16 protein-coding genes are annotated in these 14,875 nt (G+C 45.1%); 12 read left to right on the top strand and 4 right to left on the bottom strand.

Annotated elements, in window-relative coordinates; genetic code table 11:
- The first annotated feature begins 1 nt into the window (after position 1).
- Both QME20_RS03160 and bioD read left to right on the top strand, forming a co-directional pair.
- Positions 2-1,084, top strand: coding sequence for a methyltransferase domain-containing protein (locus QME20_RS03160; protein WP_281715440.1), 1,083 nt, complete (start codon positions 2-4; stop codon positions 1,082-1,084).
- The gene (gene bioD, locus QME20_RS03155; RefSeq protein WP_281715439.1) at positions 1,081-1,851 is read left to right on the top strand and encodes a dethiobiotin synthase; all 771 of its coding nucleotides are present in this window, start codon (positions 1,081-1,083) and stop codon (positions 1,849-1,851) included. The genes QME20_RS03160 and bioD overlap by 4 nt, the downstream gene beginning before the upstream one ends.
- Here the strand turns inward: bioD and pepE are convergent.
- On the bottom strand, positions 1,822-2,544 hold the full coding sequence (gene pepE, locus QME20_RS03150; RefSeq protein WP_061094642.1) for a dipeptidase PepE: 723 nt from the start codon (positions 2,542-2,544) through the stop codon (positions 1,822-1,824). The two genes, bioD and pepE, sit on opposite strands and share 30 nt — an antisense overlap.
- A gap of 93 nt (positions 2,545-2,637) precedes the next feature.
- Between pepE and QME20_RS03145 the strand changes: the two genes are divergently transcribed.
- From QME20_RS03145 to QME20_RS03110, 8 genes are all read left to right on the top strand, one after another.
- Positions 2,638-3,114 (top strand): low molecular weight protein-tyrosine-phosphatase, encoded by a 477-nt coding sequence (locus tag QME20_RS03145; RefSeq protein WP_014948910.1) that lies wholly within the window; start codon positions 2,638-2,640, stop codon positions 3,112-3,114.
- A 57-nt stretch (positions 3,115-3,171) separates the two neighbouring features.
- The gene (locus tag QME20_RS03140) at positions 3,172-4,149 is read left to right on the top strand and encodes an iron chelate uptake ABC transporter family permease subunit (RefSeq protein ID WP_281715438.1); all 978 of its coding nucleotides are present in this window, start codon (positions 3,172-3,174) and stop codon (positions 4,147-4,149) included.
- A 16-nt stretch (positions 4,150-4,165) separates the two neighbouring features.
- Positions 4,166-5,116 (top strand): ABC transporter ATP-binding protein, encoded by a 951-nt coding sequence (locus QME20_RS03135; RefSeq protein ID WP_202940847.1) that lies wholly within the window; start codon positions 4,166-4,168, stop codon positions 5,114-5,116.
- Positions 5,117-5,294: 178 nt separating this feature from the next.
- A complete protein-coding gene (locus QME20_RS03130) occupies positions 5,295-6,638 on the top strand; it encodes a 3-deoxy-7-phosphoheptulonate synthase class II (protein ID WP_014978802.1) in 1,344 nt (447 codons plus the stop codon).
- Positions 6,639-6,769: 131 nt separating this feature from the next.
- Positions 6,770-7,768, top strand: a complete 999-nt coding sequence (locus tag QME20_RS03125; protein WP_156078139.1) for a DUF4118 domain-containing protein — start codon at positions 6,770-6,772, stop codon at positions 7,766-7,768.
- Positions 7,769-7,772: 4 nt separating this feature from the next.
- A complete protein-coding gene (locus QME20_RS03120) occupies positions 7,773-8,468 on the top strand; it encodes a response regulator transcription factor (RefSeq protein ID WP_239259133.1) in 696 nt (231 codons plus the stop codon).
- A complete protein-coding gene (locus QME20_RS03115; protein ID WP_014948916.1) occupies positions 8,468-9,124 on the top strand; it encodes a TrkA family potassium uptake protein in 657 nt (218 codons plus the stop codon). Before QME20_RS03120 ends, QME20_RS03115 begins: the two co-directional genes overlap by 1 nt.
- Positions 9,121-10,485, top strand: coding sequence for a TrkH family potassium uptake protein (locus tag QME20_RS03110; protein WP_239259135.1), 1,365 nt, complete (start codon positions 9,121-9,123; stop codon positions 10,483-10,485). The genes QME20_RS03115 and QME20_RS03110 overlap by 4 nt, the downstream gene beginning before the upstream one ends.
- On the opposite strand, the gene QME20_RS03105 is transcribed toward QME20_RS03110, so the two are convergent.
- The 3 genes from QME20_RS03105 to QME20_RS03095 all read right to left on the bottom strand — a co-directional run bounded on the left by QME20_RS03105 (position 10,482) and on the right by QME20_RS03095 (position 12,907).
- Entirely contained in the window at positions 10,482-10,805 is a 324-nt protein-coding gene (locus tag QME20_RS03105) for a hypothetical protein (protein WP_281715437.1), read from the bottom strand. The genes QME20_RS03110 and QME20_RS03105 overlap by 4 nt on opposite strands.
- Positions 10,806-10,870: 65 nt before the next feature.
- Positions 10,871-11,086, bottom strand: coding sequence for a DUF3820 family protein (locus tag QME20_RS03100; protein WP_014948919.1), 216 nt, complete (start codon positions 11,084-11,086; stop codon positions 10,871-10,873).
- Complete coding sequence (locus QME20_RS03095; protein ID WP_281715436.1) at positions 11,087-12,907, bottom strand: ABC transporter ATP-binding protein/permease; 1,821 nt, start codon at positions 12,905-12,907, stop codon at positions 11,087-11,089.
- 324 nt (positions 12,908-13,231) lie between these two features.
- On the opposite strand from QME20_RS03095, the gene moaA reads away from it, so the two are divergent.
- Both moaA and QME20_RS03085 read left to right on the top strand, forming a co-directional pair.
- The gene (gene moaA, locus QME20_RS03090) at positions 13,232-14,200 is read left to right on the top strand and encodes a GTP 3',8-cyclase MoaA (RefSeq protein ID WP_049585912.1); all 969 of its coding nucleotides are present in this window, start codon (positions 13,232-13,234) and stop codon (positions 14,198-14,200) included.
- A 128-nt stretch (positions 14,201-14,328) separates the two neighbouring features.
- Complete coding sequence (locus QME20_RS03085; protein WP_014948922.1) at positions 14,329-14,856, top strand: GNAT family N-acetyltransferase; 528 nt, start codon at positions 14,329-14,331, stop codon at positions 14,854-14,856.
- Positions 14,857-14,875 lie beyond the last annotated feature (19 nt).

Raw genomic sequence — 14,875 nt, 5'->3', positions numbered from 1 at the left:
GATGTCACTAAGTCCCGCTATAAAAGCTGCTATGTCGGCAGAATCGAGAAGTCTCTTCGACGGTAAGCTGTCGCGTGACGCGGCGCAGGCGGCTTTTAAGGTAAACGGGGCTTTTTTGTCCGAGACATCTTTTAAATCTGAGAGGGCGACCAACGCTAAAGGGACTCTCACAGTTAAAACTGCTTACCCTTCTGATTGCCTTTCCAAAGCTGCAGCACACTTGAATGCTGAGGAGAGCGCTAAGACTGAAGGCAATGTTACAGCTGAAGGCTCTATAACAACTAAAGGCGCAGCAAAAGCTGAGCGTAATGGTACTGCTTCAGCAATTAATGAGCAGGACGTGGCACATCGTTTTTCAAAAGCGGCTGTGCAGTACAACAGTATTGCGGGTGTTCAGCGCATTATTGCTAAGCAGGCAATAAGAAACTTACCTATAGCCTTACAGGGGACGGCTCTTGATATTGGCTGTGGTACAGGCATTCATACCCAAACGCTTGCAAGTAAAGGTGCAGCTGCAACTGGCGTAGACATTGCCGTGGGCATGTTAGCACAGGCCAGAAAAATGTACTCTGACCCCATTTTTATTCAGGGTAGTGCGGTTGATTTGCCTTTCTGTGATAGCCAATTTTCAACCGTATTTTCATCTATGGCGCTTCAGTGGGTTAGTGATACTGGGCTTGTTGCTAATGAGATAGCGCGAGTGCTTAAAAAAAGTGGTATTGCCGAACTGGCTATCATGGTGGCGGGTTCATTTAGTGAACTTAAAACGGCGCGCAAAGTAGCGCAGCTTCCACAGGCCGAAACCTATATGCCAACAACCGCACAATGGGTAAGTAGCTTTAAGCACTCGGGCCTCTCTTTGCAACGGGTGATTACTAAAGATTATGTCGATACTCACGGCGATATTATGTCGCTACTGCGCTCTGTGAAAGGTGTAGGGGCAGGAGAGACCGGCCAAAAACAACCGCCGCTCACCCGTCGAGATATTAAAAAATTAGCCATGGTTTACAGCAATATGAGCGGTGTAGAAAGTAAGTTACAGCTTACCTACCGCGTAAGTCATTTTAGATTGGAAAAACGATGAAGCAGTATTTCATTACCGGTACCGACACCGAAGTAGGTAAAACCTATGTTACCTGCCAACTACTACAAGCTGCGCAAAAAGCCTCGTTAAGCGCCATCGGCTACAAGCCTATCGCAGCCGGATGCGAACAGATAAACGGCGAGTGGGTTAACGAAGATGCGCTAAATATTCAGAAAGCGTGCTCCAAAATACGCACAAATAAAGCCATTAAAATTACAGATAATCACCAGCTAAAAAGCGCAAATGAAAAAAACGAAGAAAGTGGACAGACACTTCCTTTGCATCAAATAAACCCAATTGCACTAAAGCCGGCTATTGCACCACATATTGCTGCCCTTGAAGAAGGTGTTGCGTTAACGTTTGACGAGATTGCAAAAGGGCTTGACGAACTGCACGCCTATCAACCAGATCTTTTGTTAATGGAAGGTGCAGGTGGGTGGCGTTTACCGCTAACGGTAGGTGATGAGTGTACGCCCACTTACTATCTTTCTGATGTCGTGAAAACACTCAAAATGGATGTGATTTTAGTTGTAGGCATGCGACTAGGTTGCGTGAATCATGCGCTATTAACCGCAGAAGCAATTCGCGCCGATGGACTTACCATTAAAGGATGGGTTGCGAACGACATCACGGGTAACATGACGCGATACCAAGAAAATCTGCACTCTCTTAAAGCCATGTTACCCGAACCGCTACTGGCAGAAATTCCCTACCAAGTAGCGCCTAATGATGAGGCGCTATTCGCCGCTATCAAGCAAATAAGTTAAATCATCACCTGAATGAATTGACGTTTTTTCTTCACCTAAAAAGATAAAGCCGTCTTTTTCACCCACTAGGGTAAGTTGATTATGAGTAAGGCGCAGCGCAGTGCCTTCGCGAATAGCAACTACTGGCGTGGTTGGATTAAGCGTGGTGAACTCTGCCAGACGTTGGTCGCGGGTTTCGCCATTGTGGCCCGGCGGCTGATAATCGGTGTAGTGCGGGTTTAACTGAAACGGCACGATATCTAGTGCATCAAAGCTAGGCGGCTCGATAACGGGCATGTCGTTAGTGGTTCTAATTGATTGACCACAAATATTCGAACCCGCACTCCAGCCAATATAAGGCGTACAATCGGCGATGGCGTGCTTTATTGGCACAATAAGCGCGTTTGCATAAAGGGTAGAAAGCAAGTGAAAGGTGTTTCCACCGCCTACAACAATGGCTTGGCCGTTTTTCTTTGCGTTATTTACAGCGGCAACCGGATCTTCAACGGTATGTAGGCCCGTAACCTTGCACTCTGGCAGGGCGGTTGCAACGGCGTCTACATAGCTATCGTACGTTTGAGTGACGGCGGCATAAGGAACAAATAGAAGGTCGCGAATTTCGCCTAAGTGTGCAAAAATAAGCGCTCTAGCGTGCTCTAAGTAAGCCTCGTCGCCTTGACGTGAGCTACTTAGCATAAGTACATGTGCGGTCATACTAACTCCACAATTTTTCTGACGGCGTATCATACGTGAAACTAGGCATAAAGTTTAGTCGCGCTCCGTCACTGCGTTGAAATAGGATTTTGAATGAAACAATCTACATCGGTGTTGTTCGTGTGTTTGGGTAATATTTGTCGTTCTCCAACCGCAGAAGCCGTGTTCAAACACAAGGCTGCACAAGCCGGATTAAATATTGAAATTGACTCAGCGGGAACCCACGGCTATCACATTGGTAACCCGCCCGATAAGCGTTCGCAAGCCGCAGGCGTAGAACGTGGCTACAGTTTCAAAGGGCTAAAATGCCGACGTGTGGATGAAAGCGACTTTGAGCGATTTGATTTCATTCTTGCCATGGATAACAGCAACCTTGCTAATTTGCACGGTATGTCGCCTAGCCAGTACCACGATAAAATTAAGCTGTTTCTTGATTTTGCAAATGCAGACGATAAAGAAGTACCTGATCCATATTATGGCGGCAAGCGCGGCTTTGAGCTGGTGTTGGATCTTATCGAAGAAGCGTCGGACGGTTTGATTGCGCATATTAAACAAACCCAACAACAATAAACGCAAATCATATTGATAAACCATCTCGAAAGCCCACGTTGAGAACCCGTATTGACAATGACAGGAACTAAACGCACCGCCGTCACTTTGGTTGTAATAACAGTACTTTTGTCACTCGTCATAGGTGTGGTAGGGATTGTTAGCGTGACAGGGCTGTCTGATACGGCGGCTGAACTAAAACAGCATATTATCGTTCAGCTTCAAATACCGCTTATTCTTACTGCGTGTTTAGTAGGAGCGGCACTGTCTACAAGTGGCGCTACCTTGCAGGTGGTGCTGCGGAATCCCTTAGCAGACCCAGGAATTATTGGCATTACGAGTGGCGCAAGCTTGGTTGCTGCGCTTTTGCTACTGCTAACCCCACAATGGGCTACAGCTTATCTGCACTATTTATTGCCGTTGGGGTGTTTTATCGGTGCGTTGTTATCTACATTTATCATCTACCGCTTAGCAAGAAAACTGCTGGGTTCCTCTACGGCTGTTATTCTTGCTGGTATTGCCATCTCTACTCTTAGCGGCGCCGTTATAGCGTGGCTTTACATGTTCAGCGACGCTAATGCCCTGCGCAATCTTACTTTCTGGTTAATGGGTAGTTTGTACCAAACTAACTGGTTAATTTTGTCGGTGGGCGGCCCGTTAATCGCTGTTGCTGTCGCATTACAGCTTTATTTCGCTGGCGATTTAAACAAGCTCTATGCTGGTGAACTTGCAGCAAAAAGCAGTGGTGTGGATGTGGAGAAACTCACTGAGCGCGCACTCATTGTCTGCGCTATTGCTGTAGGCACTGCGGTGTCTATGGCAGGCTCTATTGCTTTTGTTGGCTTATTAGTACCGCATATCTTACGTTTGATCATCGGGCATAATAATCGCTATTTGTTGCCGTTAAGTGCATTAAGTGGTGCAAGCCTGCTGATGCTGGTTGCGTTAAGCTCTGAAATGACCCGTGCCATTACGCTTCCGGTGTCTATGGTAACAGCTACGTTAGGCGGTCCATTATTAATTTGGGCATTAGCAAAAGGTCAAATAAAAGGGTAGTGAAGGGGGAAATGAAATGACGACAAACAATAGTACTACCCACCAACGCCCAGTTTCGACCAGCGATGTAAAAATAAATACAAGTGGCCATGCCGCACTTGGTGTTAACACAAAGCAAAACAGCAGCAAAAATGGTGTAGGAGAAAGTCCAAGCGAAGCGGATAGCAATAGCCCAGCGAATAGCCATAACCTAGCAGATAGTCGTACCGTTTTAAGCTTACAGAATGTAAAAGTAGCATCGCGACTTTCGGTGGAAGGTTTACGTGCAAAAAAAGGCGAGTGCGTTCACATTATAGGGCCAAATGGGGCAGGGAAATCAACGCTGTTGCTTACCCTTGCGGGCCTTATTGACGCTGATGAGGGCACCGTCATGCTGCTAGGTAAACCAATGAACGATTGGTCGCTGGCAACACTTGCGAGTGTGCGCACCTTTTTAGCGCAACAAAGCGAAAGTGGTTTTCACTTGTCGGTAAAAGAGTACCTAAGCTTTTATGCAACAGCACAGCAAGATGTACTAATTCCTCCGGTTTTAGAAAAAGCACTCGAAATATCGGGTTTCTTGAACCAAATTGTCACCCAGCTTTCTGGCGGTGAGCGTCAGCGAGTAGAAATTTGTCGTTCGCTTTTGCAAATATGGCCGCAGTTAGAGCGCGGAGAGGGGGTTGTGCTTTTAGACGAGCCATTGCAAGGACTTGATATAAGACATCAATATGCACTGGCTAGTTTGGTAAAATTCCTTTGCGACAAAGGGAATACCCTACTTATGACGTCTCACGATATCGCGCTTAGTGCCAACTATTGCGATAGTTTATGGCTTATGCAAAAAGGTCGCATGGTAGCGTTCGGTAAGCCACAAGAGGTGGCCACGCAAACAAACTTAGAAAGTGTGTTTGAATGCCATTTTGCTATAAGCAAGCACGATAACTTTCTAGAAATTCAAGTTTGCGCACCTATTTCCCTAGAATAAATGTGGTAAAGTGCCCCCAGCATTTTTTTAGATTCACATTTTCACATTAGGCTGATTAGAAAAAAGCGCTACAGACGCACTGTTAAGCGCGTTACAGTCTTTTTATTCGAAGCATCTAGCTTCAATAAATATTTTCAGTAAAACGTTTGCCCTACGTTTTTTATTCAGGAGAACACCGTTGAGTAATTGGCAAGTAGACAGTTGGAGAAATAAACCTATTCTTCAGCAACCAGAGTACGACGACAAAGTACGTTTAAAAGAAGTAGAGCAAACATTAAGTTCTTATCCACCGCTTGTATTTGCTGCTGAAGCCCGTGAGCTTAGACGCCAGCTAGGTGAAGTCAGCTTGGGTAAAGGCTTTCTTTTACAAGGCGGCGACTGTGCTGAGTCGTTTGACGAATTTAATGCGCCTAAAATTCGCGATACCTTTAAAGTTATTCTTCAAATGGCCATTGTGCTTACCTTTGCTGGTCGTTGTCCGGTAACTAAGGTTGCCCGTATGGCAGGCCAGTACGCCAAGCCGCGCTCATCAGATTTCGAAACCCGCGATGGCGTGACCTTGCCAAGCTATCGTGGTGATATCATCAACAACTTCGAATTTACCGAAGCGGCCCGTCGACCAGATCCTGACCGTTTGTTGGAAGCCTACCATCGCAGTGCGTCAACACTGAATTTACTTCGCGCGTTCGCGCAAGGTGGTTTGGCCGACCTTCACGAAGTCAACCGCTGGAACATGGCGTTTGTTGAAAATAACCCGCTTAAAGAGCGTTATTCGGATATGGCTAACCGTATTCAAGATACCCTTGAGTTTATGGATGTTATTGGCATTAATGCACAAACCAGTTCTACACTGCATGAGACTTCGCTGTTTACTTCGCATGAAGCATTGCTGTTGAACTACGAACAGGCGCTAACGCGTATCGACACCCTTACCGGTAAGCCTTACGACTGTTCGGCTCACATGGTATGGATTGGCGAGCGTACGCGTCAACTAGACCACGCACACGTTGAGTTTTTCCGTGGCATTCACAACCCAATTGGTGTGAAAGTAGGGCCAAGCATGCAAGAAGACGAGCTTATTCGTTTGATTGATGCGCTTAACCCGCTAAACGATCCAGGTCGTTTAACGCTAATTACGCGTATGGGCGCCGATAATTTAGCCGACAATTTGCCACGCTTATTGCGTAAAGTGAAAGCTGAAGGCAGACACGTAGTGTGGAGCTCTGACCCGATGCACGGCAACACGTTCTCGGCATCTAGCGGCTATAAAACCCGTAACTTCGATGCAATTTTGAAAGAAATTAAGCAGTTCTTCCAAGCTCACGAAGCAGAAGGTACTCACGCAGGTGGTATTCACCTTGAAATGACCGGTCAGCACGTAACGGAGTGTACAGGCGGTGCTTATGAAATTAGCGATGAAGACTTAGCGCAAGCCTACAAAACGCAATGCGACCCGCGCTTAAATGCAGACCAAGTACTTGAAATGGCATTCTTGGTGGCTGATCATTTGCGTAATGCTTAAAGTGACCAACATCGCATTGGCAAGTTGAAGAAACGGCATCATTGGGATGCCGTTTTTTTTACCTAAATTTTACGCGTATATTTGAGGTTAGGTTGATATGCTCATTGTGTTGAAGTAAACACGATTGACCTATGACCCAATTTAAACACGGTTTCTATACACTCTTTATTATGGCTGTGGCTATTTTAGGGTGTTTAGCACTTAGCAACTGGTTACTGCCGCTTGGCGGTATTTTGCTCATTCTACAGCTTGCGTGTGCCATTGTGGCGTTAACGACCTCAAGGTTTTACGGCTTGCTTGCAGGGGTAGCCGGAGCACTGAGCTTTAATTATTTTTTCACCGAGCCTTTGCACTCATTTCAAATTGCAGAAGTTGAAGACAGCATAAATTTTGTCGTTTTCATCATTGTAGCCATCCTCATTAGCGAGCTTGCTGTCTACGTTAATTCTCAACAACATGCACTACAGGTTGTTAAAACACAATCTAGTGTCCTGCGATCTGTGTCCCACGATTTGCGTACGCCGCTCTCTACCATTATCGGTTCTGTTGAAACCTATATGACATATCAAGACAAGCTTGATGACATTGAGAGACAGGCACTGTTAAAAGGGGTTCACGATGAAGGTAAACGCCTTTATGTTTACGTTGAGAACCTGCTTCAAGCCACACGAATTGAGCATAACGCGTTAGCGCTAAATTTAACCCATGTAAACCTGACTGCCTTTTTAGCTAACCTTGAAAGTCGTATTAACAGTGGACGACTAAAAGTGATCAACAACAGTGACAGTCGCGGTATAACTGTGTCTGAATCACTGTTTGAACAAGCTTTATTTAACGTAATTGATAATGCCCTTAAATTCAGCGATGACAGTGTATTGCTGATGGTTAGCCACTCTGATGGAGAGTTTAAGTTTCAAATAGCCGATAAAGGCGAAGGGATCAGCGATGAACAGCTACAAGCGCCAATACAGCTTTTTCAAACCAGTCGTCGCAGCGATAGTGGAAAAGGCGGCATTGGCTTAGGGCTAAGCGTAGCAGCAGGTATAGTTCACGCCCATAGTGGTGCTATCAAGCTGTCGAATACCACACCAGGCCTTCTCGTCAGTATTACAATTCCAAAAAGGGATTAGCGCAATGAGCCACACCATTCTACTTGTTGAAGATGATGCGAATATTCGTCAGATGCTGAGCATTGCGCTAGGTGCAGAAGGCTACCTTTGTGTTGAAGCTGCTTCGGTTCGAGAAGCTCTGTCATTGTTTAATCAGCACCGTCCTGACCTTGTCATACTCGATTTAGGGTTACCTGATGGTGAGGGGAGTGAAGTACTTAAACGCATAAGAGAATCTAGTCGCCTGCCAGTGCTCGTGTTGTCTGCAAGAGATCAGGAGTTAGACAAAGTCGACTTGTTGTCCCGGGGGGCCAATGACTATGTTAGCAAGCCTTTTGGGATCAGAGAGCTTGTCACCCGGGTGAAAGTACTGCTAAGAGACTTCAATCCTGTGGTTGAGCCCACAACGCCCACACGACAGATTGGCAAGATAGCATTGGATATTACCGAGCGACGGCTGCTCGTTGAAGGCGAAGTTATCGCGCTGGCCCCAAAAGAAGTTCAGCTTCTTGACGAGCTCACAAAACAGCCTGGGGCGTTTGTTAGTCAGCAAGAATTGTTAAGAAGAATATGGGGTCTGCATCACAGTGAAGATACCCACTACATCCGCGTTCTTGTAAGACAGCTAAGAAAGAAGATAGATCCGTTCGAGAAAGATTTAATAGAGACAATGCCTAAACAAGGCTACCGAATAGTGGTTGATAAACCGGAGGCTAATTAATGTCGCACTTTAGTGTAATTGGGCTTGGCAAGTTTGGCTTAACGGCCAGTTTAGAGTTAATTCATATGGGACACACCGTTACAGGAATTGACCAAAGTGAAAAGCTGGTTGAACAGTATGCAGGTGAGTTTACACAGTGCGTTGTGTGTGATGCCAGTGATGAGCGTGCACTCAAGGAATTAAACTTGTGTCAGAGCGAAGCCGTGCTTGTTGCTATTGGCGAGGATATGCAAGCTAGCTTACTGTGTACGTTGGCACTAAAAAACTTGGGCGTAGCCAATATTTGGGTGAAAGCTAATAGCTCTGCTCACCACGCTATTTTATCCAAGCTGGGTGTGTCGAAAATTATTCATCCTGAAGAAGAGATGGGAGCAAGGGTGGCGCAAGCGCTTAACTACCCAATGGTTAATGACTACTTGGGTATAGGGCACGGCGTTTATATCGTTGATGTCATTTTGTCTGATCACTTTTCTTCACAGCGCTTAAAAGACGTGCTGTCCGTCGGTAAGGGGCAAGTCTCTTGTTTGTTAGTTAAGCGAGGTCACCAGCTACATCATAATCCATCATTAGACTTTGAAGTTACTTCGAAAGATACCGTTATTCTCTGCGGCCATAGAGAGAACCTTGTTAAAATAGCGCCCAGGCTAGCACAATGAACAGATGGGATCCTGGCTACAGACCGATAGAGCGCTCGCCTAAAGGTATCAATAAAATTCAGGTAGGGCCGCCTCTTATTCTCTCCCTAAGCTTTGTGGCGGTGATTTTCTTAGGCACCGTTATCTTAAAATTACCAATGATGACTCATGAGCCCATCTCGTGGATCCAAAGCCTATTTACTTCCACATCGGCGGTGACAGTAACGGGTCTTGTGGTAGTCGATACCGGATCTGTTTTTACAACTGCTGGACAAGCGGTGATTGCGGTTTTAATTCAGCTGGGGGGCTTAGGGTTGATGACGTTTGCCATCGTCACGCTCATTGCCTTAGGAAGTAAAATAAGTTTCTTGCAGCAATCGGCAGTGAAGGAGGCGTTTAATCAAACAGATTTATCAACGCTTGTATCTACAGCAAAGTCGGTACTGATTTTTGCATTCTTCGTTGAGTTTGTGGGTTTTTGTATTCTGTCGGCCTACTGGATGCAGGAAAAAGGAGTAAGTGAAGCGTTATTTCACGCGTTTTTTTACACCATCTCTGCGTTCAACAACGCAGGATTTGCACTTAGTGGGGATAGTCTTTCCGCCTATGTGGGAGACCCGATTATCAACATCACTATTTCTGCATTATTTATTATTGGTGGTCTCGGGTTTTCCGTTTGGATAGAGCTTCATAAAAAGCGCAGATGGCAACGTATCTCTGTGTATGCCAAGACAATGATATTGGGTACGCTAATTGTCAATGTAACCGCCTTTTTGCTTATCTTTGTTATTGAAAGTGATAATCCTGCAACCTTGGCGAACCTCGATACTCAAAGCGCATTATGGGCATCATGGTTTCAAGCTGTTACTCCAAGAACTGCCGGATTTAATACGCTGGATATAGCGTCGTTAGAAGATCCAACGACAGCATTAATGTTGTTGCTAATGTTTATCGGCGGGGGCTCAATGAGTACCGCAAGCGGTATAAAACTGATGACTTTCATCGTTTTGATCATTGCCGCATACAACTATATTCAGCGGGGAGCTGCGCCACGACTCTTTGGCAGAACAATTTCAAATGACACTATCAGCAAAGCGCTAGCGCTTACGATGATTTCCATAGGTATTACGTGGATAGCTATTTTTCTTTTATTAATGTCAGAAAAAGCTGACTTTTTGGATATCGTGTTCGAAGCGGTTTCTGCTCTTGGGACCGTGGGTCTTTCCAGAGGGCTAACTGGCGAGCTGTCAAACAGTGGTGAGTGGATCATTATCTTACTGATGTACGCGGGTAGATTAGGGCCTTTGACATTGGCTTATTTTATTGCCAGCCCTCGAATAAGCCGCATTAAATACCCAGAAGCTAAACTAGCAATTGGTTAACCTGCAAAAATAGCGGCTCGTTCATCTTCACTTAAAATACCGACGAAGATGGTTTCTCTTCTTAAGTTGGCTGTGCGCTCGTCGTCAGCCAAAAGAAGCGCCTTAAATACGTCTGGTTGATGGCGAGCCTCAATTATTCCTTTCCAAAGGAGGTAGCTTCCATAGCGCATCATTTTGTTGTGATAACGGGTTTCTAATGTTTTTTCGACTTCTTCGAATAGTTCTGGTTGCAACATCAGTTTTTCGGCAATGGCATTATGTATTTTTTTGATGCGTTCGTTTACGTCACTTCGACGTTGCTTTCTGGGTCTTGCTAACATAAATCTTCGTGTGGTTAGAGTTTACTCATTTTGCCATTAGGGGACGGTGAGTCCCCTTGTGATTGCTAGTCATCATTTAATAGCGGTTCTACAACAGACTCTAAGCCGTTTAGCTTAATTTCATACATTAAAGCGAGCTGTTCACCAAGCTTGTTTTCTGGAAAGCCTTGCTTGTGAAACCAGACCAAATAGGGTTCAGGTAAATGAAATAGGCGTCTTCCAGCGTATTTGCCAAAGGGCATCACTTGGTTAATAGCGGCTTTAATAAGCGTTGGGTCCATTTACTGATTACCTTTTGTCTTGGGATTTTCGTTGAGGTCTTCATCTTCACGTTGTTGTGCTTGCCATAGTGCTGCGTATTCACCACCTTGCTCAAGCAAATAAGTGTGTGTCCCTTCCTCTACAATGGTACCGTTTTTAAGTACAAGGATCTTGTCGGCATCAACAATTGTGGACAGTCTATGGGCGATGACTAAGCTGGTGTGTCCCTTTGCAGCGTCGCGAAGGGCCGCTAATATCGCACGTTCTGACGTGCTGTCTAACGAGCTGGTGGCTTCATCAAAAATCATGATTGGCGCGCCTTTAAGTAAGGCCCTTGCGATAGAAACGCGCTGCTTTTCGCCACCAGAAAGTTTTAGGCCTCGCTCACCTACCGTTGTGTCTAGCTTTTCAGGTAGGCTTTCTACAAATGCTTCAAGATGCGCGAGTTTGATAACTTGCTTAATGTCTTCATCGCTGGCGTCAGGGTTACCGTAGCGAATGTTCTCCAGCAAGGTAGTGTTAAACAGCACCGTATCCTGAGGGACAATGCCGATATGTGAACGCAGACTTTGTTGCGTAACCGATGTGATGTCTTTTCCATTTATCGTGATGTCGCCCTGTTGAGGCTCATAAAACCGAAAGAGTAGTTTCATCAGCGTTGATTTTCCCGCGCCGCTTTCACCCACTACCGCTACTTTTGAGCCTGGCGGTACATCAAAGCTTAAGCCGTTAAGTATTTGTCGTTTCTCAGTATATGCAAAATGGACATTGTTAAATCGCAGTGCGGGGTTCGCACAGGTTAATTCCGTAGCGTCGTGGGCATCTTTTATGGCCGGAGTTTGGGCGAGAAGGTCAAACAGTTTATCGATATTCGCAAGGCTCCCTCGAATTTCACGGTACACAAACCCCAAGAAGTTTAAGGGCATAAAAATTTGCATGGTGAAGGCGTTTATCAATACAAAGTCACCTATGGTCATCTCGCCATTCATGACGCCAAAGGCAGCGTTTGCCATCATAGATGTCATGGCGATAGCGATAATGGCAGCTTGGCCGCCATTCAATGCAAATAGTGACAAGCGGTTTTTTCTTCGTGCCTTTTCCCATGCAGCTAAATCCGTGTCGTAGCGATTGGCTTCAAAGGATTCGTTGTTAAAGTATTTAACGGTTTCAAAATTTAGCAGGCTGTCTACCGCCCTAGAATTGGTGGTCGAGTCTGCTTCATTCATCTGAGTAACAAAGCGAGTGCGCCAATCCGTGGCTTTCATCGAAAAGCCAATGTAAGCCACCACGCTAACTACAATAATTAACGCGAAAGATACGCCAAACTGAAACAAGAGTAAGCCTACAACAAGAGTGATCTCTAACAGGGTAGGAACAATATTAAACACCATAAAACGCATGAGGAAGCTTACGCCGTTGGTACCGCGCTCTATATCTCGTGACAATCCGCCTGTGCGTCGATTTAAATGAAAGCCCAAGTCTAAGTTGTGCAAATGTTTGAAGACTTTTAGTCCAAGGCGGCGCATGGCACGCTCTGTAACCCGACCAAATAGCGTGTCGCGTACTTCGCCGAGCAAAACATTCAGTAAACGCAGTGTTCCGTAGGCAACGATAAGGCTGATAGGTACCGCTAATGCAAGCGTGGTTAGGTCGCCATTTAAGCTATCGACGGTGTATTTCAATACATAGGGTAGGCCGATGCTGGCAAGCTTTGCTGCTACTAGGCACAGTAGAGCAAGAAATACACGGTGCTTGAACTCTAGGAGATAAGGCCAAAGCTGTGAGAGAACGTGCCATTTAACAGGTTCGTCGACATTGGTAGGAAAACGGTTTTTTCTCATTTTATAGTGTGCTTTATTATTGTGTTTACAGTGTTAGGAACGCGCTGATTCAAAAAATCGCTTTTCGTAAACGTTGTAATAGATATTGAGCTAACCTGCTCGTGTAGGGCGATTTTCGCTTTTTGAAGTACGTTTTGAAATAGGCTAGAGATTAAAATGGTCTTATTTATAGCGATGAATGTGTTTAATTTTGGTTTCACCGCGCGTACACTAGAGGTAGTTTAATTTAGTTACCTTGTTATTTACTCAATGTTTTACTGGCTTATGTTAGATTGAGAAAGTCGTGAATTGAATGACTAAGCAGCACAGGATTAAGGAGTTAGTTTGTTAGAAGATAGTTTCGGTAGACAGTTTCATTATTTACGTTTGTCAGTGACCGAAGCGTGCAACTTTCGTTGTCAGTACTGTTTGCCAGACGGATATGAAGGCCCGACGAGCGATCAGTTTATGACGCTAAACGAGATTGATACCTTGCTCAAAGCGTTCGCTAAGCTAGGTACGTCGAAAGTGCGCCTAACAGGCGGCGAACCAACGCTGCGAAGAGACTTTCTTGATATTTTACAGCTAACAAGTAATACGCCTGGTATCGAACGTGTAGCGATGACAACACACGGAGCGCGAATGGAAAAGTTTGCGCATCAGTGGAAAGTAGCAGGGTTACACCAAGTAAATGTAAGTATTGACAGTTTAGATCCCCGTCAGTTTGCCGCTATAACAGGACAAGACAAGCTTAAAGCTGTACTTCGAGGGTTAGACGCAGCGATTGATGCCGGCTTAGACGTGAAAGTGAACTCTGTCTTACTCAACGATTTTTCAGATAGCCGTCTACATAGGTTTCTTGCTTGGCTAAAAGATATGCCAGTAACGCTCCGGTTTATAGAGCTAATGGAGACAGGCGACTTAAATCAGTTTTTCAATAAGCAACATCAAAGTGGTACGCCGCTAAAAAGTTCGTTGTTAGACATGGGCTGGCAGCCCTTGTTGCGTAGAAAAGATGCGGGGCCAGCGCAAGAGTTTTACCACCCTGACTATGCCGGTAAAATTGGCTTAATCATGCCTTACAGCAAAGATTTTTGTAAAACTTGTAATCGACTACGTGTTTCTGCCCCAGGAAAGCTTCACCTATGCTTGTTTAGTGAAAATGGGATAGACATGAGACATCTTCTTGCCACTGGAAATGTGGATGAAGTGGTCGCTTTTTTACAAGATGTGCTGGGTCAAAAACACGAAACACACTATTTGCATGAAGGTAAAACAGGGGCAACCAAGCACCTTGCCATGCTGGGAGGCTAGTTAATTGGCTCTACGTTAAAGGAAAATGTAGGCAAAATAAATACATCGAATAAGTTTGGTTTGTTGTAAAAATGAGCTATATTACAGCGGTGTAAGTATATTAAAAATAATAACGATAAAGGAAGTATATGCATATCAAGGACAGTGCGCGTCTTTCCTACCACTATATCACCGAACAAGACGCAGACTTTTTATGGGAGCTCGATCAAGATGAGCTTGTCATGAAATATATCAACGGTGGCAAGAAGTCTTCTAAGGAAGATATTCGGGAAATCTTTGTTCCTCGTTTCCAAGCCTATTCCAATCCAGCTCTAGGGTGGGGACTGTGGCGCGTGGAAACGCTAGTCGAAAAGGAAAGCATTGGTTGGATTTTAGTTCGCCCCTTTGGCTTTTTTACTCAACACCCCGAAAGTGACAATATGGAACTAGGGTGGCGTTTTAAGCGCCATACGTGGGGCAAGGGCTACGCAACAGAGGCTGCGGAGTCTGTTAAAGAAGCGCTGTATGATATAGGTGTTGAAAAATTCTCTGCTATTGCTAACCCGCAAAATAGTGCGTCTATCAATATTATGAAAAAGCTAGGAATGACGTTTAGTCACGAGCTCGAGTATAAAGACAAACTCTATCACGAGACAGTAGTCGTCTACTCTAATTAAGTAAGCGTATTGGTATAAG

Source organism: Alteromonas sp. CyTr2, from assembly GCF_947311905.1.
GTDB lineage: Bacteria > Pseudomonadota > Gammaproteobacteria > Enterobacterales > Alteromonadaceae > Alteromonas > Alteromonas macleodii.
The sequence above is the reverse complement of the archived record's forward strand: the minus strand, read 5'-3'. Positions and strand labels throughout refer to the sequence as shown.

Excerpts from the sequence above, each read along its gene's own strand:
- QME20_RS03160 (WP_281715440.1), top strand. The coding sequence starts at position 2 with ATGTCACTAAGTCCCGCTATAAAAGCTGCTATGTCGGCAGAATCGAGA.
- bioD (WP_281715439.1), top strand. The coding sequence starts at position 1,081 with ATGAAGCAGTATTTCATTACCGGTACCGACACCGAAGTAGGTAAAACC.
- pepE (WP_061094642.1), bottom strand. The coding sequence starts at position 2,544 with ATGACCGCACATGTACTTATGCTAAGTAGCTCACGTCAAGGCGACGAG.
- QME20_RS03145 (WP_014948910.1), top strand. The coding sequence starts at position 2,638 with ATGAAACAATCTACATCGGTGTTGTTCGTGTGTTTGGGTAATATTTGT.
- QME20_RS03140 (WP_281715438.1), top strand. The coding sequence starts at position 3,172 with ATGACAGGAACTAAACGCACCGCCGTCACTTTGGTTGTAATAACAGTA.
- QME20_RS03135 (WP_202940847.1), top strand. The coding sequence starts at position 4,166 with ATGACGACAAACAATAGTACTACCCACCAACGCCCAGTTTCGACCAGC.
- QME20_RS03125 (WP_156078139.1), top strand. The coding sequence starts at position 6,770 with ATGACCCAATTTAAACACGGTTTCTATACACTCTTTATTATGGCTGTG.
- QME20_RS03120 (WP_239259133.1), top strand. The coding sequence starts at position 7,773 with ATGAGCCACACCATTCTACTTGTTGAAGATGATGCGAATATTCGTCAG.
- QME20_RS03115 (WP_014948916.1), top strand. The coding sequence starts at position 8,468 with ATGTCGCACTTTAGTGTAATTGGGCTTGGCAAGTTTGGCTTAACGGCC.
- QME20_RS03110 (WP_239259135.1), top strand. The coding sequence starts at position 9,121 with ATGAACAGATGGGATCCTGGCTACAGACCGATAGAGCGCTCGCCTAAA.
- QME20_RS03105 (WP_281715437.1), bottom strand. The coding sequence starts at position 10,805 with ATGTTAGCAAGACCCAGAAAGCAACGTCGAAGTGACGTAAACGAACGC.
- QME20_RS03100 (WP_014948919.1), bottom strand. The coding sequence starts at position 11,086 with ATGGACCCAACGCTTATTAAAGCCGCTATTAACCAAGTGATGCCCTTT.
- QME20_RS03095 (WP_281715436.1), bottom strand. The coding sequence starts at position 12,907 with ATGAGAAAAAACCGTTTTCCTACCAATGTCGACGAACCTGTTAAATGG.
- QME20_RS03085 (WP_014948922.1), top strand. The coding sequence starts at position 14,329 with ATGCATATCAAGGACAGTGCGCGTCTTTCCTACCACTATATCACCGAA.